The sequence below is a fragment of the Halomonas sp. genome, assembly GCF_041689495.1.
GTDB lineage: Bacteria > Pseudomonadota > Gammaproteobacteria > Pseudomonadales > Halomonadaceae > Halomonas.
In genome coordinates this window covers 1-5,388 of the sequence record NZ_JBDNGD010000352.1, presented here as the reverse complement: position 1 = coordinate 5,388, position 5,388 = coordinate 1, and the positions used below count along the sequence as shown (strand labels likewise).

At 60.9% G+C, this 5,388-nt stretch carries 4 protein-coding genes; 2 read left to right on the top strand and 2 right to left on the bottom strand.

Annotated elements, in window-relative coordinates; all coding sequences use genetic code 11:
- The coding region (htpG, locus tag ACESMD_RS11140; protein ID WP_372613137.1) for a molecular chaperone HtpG at positions 1-1,881 on the bottom strand (1,881 nt) is incomplete at its 3' end.
- A gap of 205 nt (positions 1,882-2,086) precedes the next feature.
- On the opposite strand from htpG, the gene ACESMD_RS11135 reads away from it, so the two are divergent.
- Positions 2,087-4,042 carry a transglycosylase SLT domain-containing protein gene (locus tag ACESMD_RS11135; RefSeq protein WP_372613135.1) on the top strand — a complete coding sequence of 652 codons (1,956 nt, stop codon included), beginning with the start codon at positions 2,087-2,089 and terminating at the stop codon, positions 4,040-4,042.
- Positions 4,043-4,045: 3 nt separating this feature from the next.
- Here the strand turns inward: ACESMD_RS11135 and ACESMD_RS11130 are convergent, their stop codons facing one another.
- A complete protein-coding gene (locus ACESMD_RS11130) occupies positions 4,046-4,690 on the bottom strand; it encodes a LysE family translocator (RefSeq protein ID WP_372613133.1) in 645 nt (214 codons plus the stop codon).
- A 274-nt stretch (positions 4,691-4,964) separates the two neighbouring features.
- Here ACESMD_RS11130 and ACESMD_RS11125 point away from each other — a divergent pair, with 274 nt between their 5' ends.
- On the top strand, positions 4,965-5,168 hold the full coding sequence (locus tag ACESMD_RS11125) for a cold-shock protein (protein ID WP_372613131.1): 204 nt from the start codon (positions 4,965-4,967) through the stop codon (positions 5,166-5,168).
- Positions 5,169-5,388 lie beyond the last annotated feature (220 nt).

Sequence of the window (5,388 nt, the reverse complement as noted above, 5' to 3'; positions counted from 1 at the left end):
GCGCTTGACGTAGGAGGCGGGATCATCGAGATGACCGCCCTCGGCGATGATCGCCTGATCGAAGAGGACATGCGCCAGATCGGTGAAGTCATCCCCCTCTGCCGATTCCAGCCTTGCCACCAGGGCATGCTCGGGATTGAGTTCGAGGATCGGCTTGACCTCGGGGAGTGGCTGCCCGGCCGCCTCCATGATACGACGCATCTGGAAGCCCATCTCATGTTCCGGCAGCACCACACAGGCCGGTGAGTCCGTCAGGCGATGGGTGACGCGAACCTCCTGGGCCAGTTCGCCGAGGGCCTCCTTGACCCGTTTGACCAAGCCTTCCTTGGACTTGGCCGTTTCCTCCTTGGCCTTCTTCTCTTCCTCGTTCTCGACCTCTCCCAGATCCAGGTCGCCCTTGGCAACGTCGGCGAAGGCCTTGCCATCGAATTCGTTGAGATGACTCATCAACCATTCGTCGACACGGTCGTGCAGGAGCAAGACTTCGATACCCTTCTTGCGGAAGATTTCCAGATGGGGGCTGCTCTTCGCCGCATTGAAGCTGTCGGCGACGATGTAGTAGATCTTCTGCTGACCTTCCTTCATGCGTCCGACATAGTCGGCCAATGACTGGTCCTGAGTACTGCTGTCGGTATGGGTCGTCGCGAAACGCAGCAGTCCGGTGATCTTCTCGCGATTGGCAACGTCTTCCGCCGGTCCTTCCTTGAGCACACTGCCAAAGGTATTCCAGAAGATCTGATAGGCCTCCTGGTTCTTGGCGAGCTTGGTGAGCATATCGAGTCCGCGCTTGGTCAAGGCGCTTCTGATCTTCTCGACCTTGGGATCCTGCTGCAGGATCTCCCTGGAAACGTTCAACGACAACTCGCGAGTATCCAGGACACCCTTGATGAAGCGCAGGTAAAGCGGCAGGAACTGATCGGCATCGTCCATGATGAAGACGCGCTGAACATAGAGCTTCACACCGCGGGCACCGTCCCGCTCATAGAGATCGAAGGGCGCACGACCCGGCACATAGAGCAGACTGGTATATTCGAGCTTGCCCTCGACCTTGTTGTGGCTCCAGGTCAGGGGGTCGCTGAAGTCATGGGCCACATGCTTGTAGAAGGCCTTGTACTCGTCATCGGAGAGATCGCTCTTGGGGCGAACCCACAAGGCGGTGGCCTCGTTGACGGTCTCCCAGACGGTCTTCTCGCTGCCTTCGATCGGTTTGCCTTCTTCATCCCTGTCGCTCTCGACGGTCGGCATGCGCACCGGTACCTCGATATGGTCGGAGTACTTGCGCACCAGGCTTTTCAGGCGGTAATCATCTGCGAACTCCTTCGCATCCTTCTTGAGGTGAAGGATGATCTCGGTACCGTGGCGCTCGCTGTCGATATCCGAGACGGTGAATTCACCCTCACCCTTCGAATGCCATTCGACGGCGTCTTCCGTCGAGGTCCCGGCCTTGCGGGTACGCACCGTCACCTCATCGGCAACGATGAAGCTGGAATAGAAGCCGACACCGAACTGGCCGATCAATCGGGCATCCTTCTGCTGTTCACCGGAAAGCTGCTGCAGGAACTCGGCCGTGCCCGATCGGGCGATCGTCCCCAGGTTGCTGATGACCTCGTCGCGGTTCATGCCGATACCGTTGTCGCGCACCGTTACCGTACCCGCCTTGGCATCATGCTCGATCTCGATACGCAGCTCGCTGTCGCCCTCGTAGAGGGCATCATTGTCGAGCGCCTGGTAGCGAAGCTTGTCGCAGGCATCCGCGGCATTGGAAATCAGTTCGCGAAGGAAAATCTCCCGGTTGGAGTAAAGGGAATTGATCATCAGATGAAGCAGTTGCTTCACTTCGGTCTGGAAACCCAGCGTTTCTTCGTGAGTGGCAGTGGTCATCGGTTACGGACCCCTCTATCGACGTGACAGCGGTGGCAAAGCCACCAGGATGGACTGACGCAGATATGGGGCTAGCGATCGATTTTTCAAGCGCAAATGGCGTGGGAGCATCGGTGGATGAATTCTTTGCTGGACACCCCTACTCAAGACAGCGCCGATGGGCCAGGATACAGGATGCACAACGCTTCGGCCGGAGGCCAATCCCATGCAACCTCGATGCCTTGCCCGGCGCGTCGGCTTCCTGCTGACGGCCCTGGCCCTCAGCCTGCCGCTCGGAGCCACCCAGGCCCAGACCCATGATCGCGCCCTGCAGGATGCCCTCCAGGCGGCCCGCAACAAGGAGTGGCACAAGATCGACCAGTCCGCCATCGATGGCCATATCCTGGCCGGCTATGTGGACTATCACCGGTTACGCGACCAGCTACCACAGGTCGAACCTGGAAGGATTCACGCCTTCATCCAACGTCACCGTGACTCCCCCCTCGCAGAATGGATGCGCGGTCAGGCGATCAGCCGTTACGGTGATGCCGGCCGTTATCAAAGCCTGCTCGCGGTGGCCGATGGGGTTCCCGACGGAGCCGAGCGACAGTGCCATTACTATACGGCGCTGCTTGGCCCGGACCCGCAGCAAGCGGCCTCGGGGGGACGAGACCTCTGGAATGTCGGCCACTCCCAGCCGACGGCCTGCGACAGCCTCTTCAATACCCTGCGCGCCCAGGGCAACATCGGTGAAGACGAGATCTGGGAAAGACAGATGCTGGCCTGGCAGGCGGGAGAGACCGGCCTGGCCGGCTATCTCGGTCGCCTGCTGGGAAGCCGCTGGGAAAATGGCCGGGCCGCCATGGAACTCCTGCAACGGGACTTTTCGGCCATCACCCGGATACCCCGTTGCATCGGGCCGGAATGTCGCGGCAGCAGTTCCCTGCTCGCGGCGGCCATGCATGGGTTCACCCGAGCCGATACCGAGGCAGCCCTGGAGGCCTGGAGAACGCTGGAACCCGGTCTCGTGATCGATCCTGACCATCGGGAAGCCATCGAACATGACCTGGCTTTCTATTCAATGGTGCGAGATATCCGCCATCACCGTGGATGGGTCGACGAGGCACTCCCTCGACTGGCCGATGACGACCTCCTGGAACTGAGAATCCGCGGGGCCCTTGCCGAGCGTGACTGGGAGGATGTCATCCACTGGATGAGCCAACTGTCGCCCGACAACCGTGACGACAGTCGCTGGCAATACTGGCTGGCACGGGCCCGGGAGCAACTCGGCCAGGACGCCCAGGCACGCGAGGCCTATGCCCGTGCCGCCGCCGACCGCAGTTTCTTCGGCTTCGCCGCCGCCGATCGCCTGGGCCAGCCCTACGCCCTGAATCTGGAACGCAACGGCATCGACGACCAGACTCGTGCACGAGTCGCACGCTGGCCGGTGGTAGAGCGCACCGAAGCCCTGCTTCGCATCGACGAACCGGGTCTCGCCGCCAGCGAATGGTATGCAGCGGTCAGTCGTGCCGATCCCCAGGATGCCCGTGCCCTGGCCGACTATGCCGAACGGCGGCGCTGGCATGCCAAGCTGGTCCAGACCACCATCGCCGGACGCCTGTGGGATGCCCTGGACTGGCGTTTTCCCGAGGCCTATCGAGACCACTTCCTGCACTGGGGCGAACGGACCAATGTCGATCCCTACCTGCTGATGGGCATCGCCAGGCGCGAGAGTGCCTACAATCCCGAGGCACTCTCACCCGCCGGTGCCCGCGGCCTGATGCAGTTGATGCCCGGCACCGCTTCCCAACTCGGTCAGCGTCTGGGTGTCGGCGACCCGGGCCCCTATGGCGTACTCGACCCTGAGCTGAATATTCGGCTGGGCAGTACCTATATGCGCGAAATGCTCGACCGCTACAGCGGCAACCGCCTTGCCGCCGCGGCTGCCTACAATGCCGGCCCTGGCAGGGTCGACCGCTGGCTGCGAGACGCCCCGCAGGAGTTCGACCTGTTCGTGGAGAGCATCCCCTTCCGCGAGACCCGCAACTATGTGCAAGCCGTCCTGAGCTATCGGGTGATCTTCGAGAGTCTCGCCAATGGCGGTAACAGCGAGGGAGTCTCGATGCTCAGCCCCATGGAGAAAGCGGTTCGCTACGACCGCTCCTTGCTGGCCAGCAACTAGCTCTCAGACTGGCCGCTGCTCCAGGGCCAGTCTGGTGCCCAGGGCGACAAGCACACCACCCGTGACGCCATTGAGCCAGCGGGCAAAGGCCCGGCTGGCCAACCAGCGGCCGGCACTTCCCACCATCAGCACGATGGCTATCTGCCAGATATTGGCGACCACAAAATGCAGGCCCGCCAGAAACAATGACTTGGCAAGGGCCGGATCTCCAGGCGCGATGAACTGGGGCAAGAAGGCCATGTAGAAGACGATGGTCTTGGGGTTGAGCACGTTCGACAAGAGCCCCTCTCGCAACGGTAGCCATACAGGAACCGCCTGACCGGCACCAGTGACTGCCGACACCGGAAGCCCCTGGCCACGCCGGGCCGCCAGCAGGCTATTGACGCCCAACCAGATGAGATAAGCCGCGCCGCAAAGTTTCAGCACGTCGAACGCCCAGGCTGACTTGAGCAGAATCAGGGAAATACCCATTGCCGAGAGAGCGGCATGCACGAAGAGCCCGCAGCAGATTGCCAGGCTGGTGACGATACCGTCACGCACACCTCCTCGGGCGGTATTGCGGATCACCAGCAGGGTATCGACCCCCGGACTCATCGACAGCAGGCTGATGGCGATCAGGAAGGGCCAGACTTGTGCATCAACATACATGACAGAACTCGAGAAGAGGGGCCGAAAAAAGCGAAAAGCCGATGCTGGACGCCGGGAAAAATTCCAACTAAAGTGGGTTTTGCGGAGGGTCAGGCCCTTCGCTGTGCAGGTCAGCCAATGACAAGCGGACCGACACTGGCATGTCGAGGACTTCGATAACGAGGACTTTGACAATCAGGTACGTTCTGCTTTCTTGTACTGCCCGCGCAGTATGGATGCCCGGAAAACTCCGTGTATCCGGTATGATAATTACAGTAAGGTAAGGAAATCAACAATGGCAACTGGCACTGTCAAGTGGTTCAACGACACTAAGGGCTACGGCTTCATCTCTCCGGACGACGGGGGCGATGACCTCTTCGCGCATTTCTCTGAAATTCAGGCTGAAGGTTTCAAGAGCCTGCAGGATGGCCAGAAGGTCACCTTCGAGGTCACCCAGGGCAAGAAGGGCCTTCAGGCCTCCAATATCCGGCTCGCCTGAGACAACCGACCTGGCGCGGTAGCTGGTTGCCGACACCGTCACTGCACGACTTCGACACTCGTTTGCTGCCGCATGACACAGGTAGGCCCACCTCTGATGGTGGGCCTTTTTCGTAGGGCGTCTCTCTTCAGGGCATCGTATCATTCTCGATCGGCTCAAGCTCCGTGCCGCCCTGCTCGATTTCGTCGAACTCCTGCTCCAGGCGGCGCTCTGCCTCCTC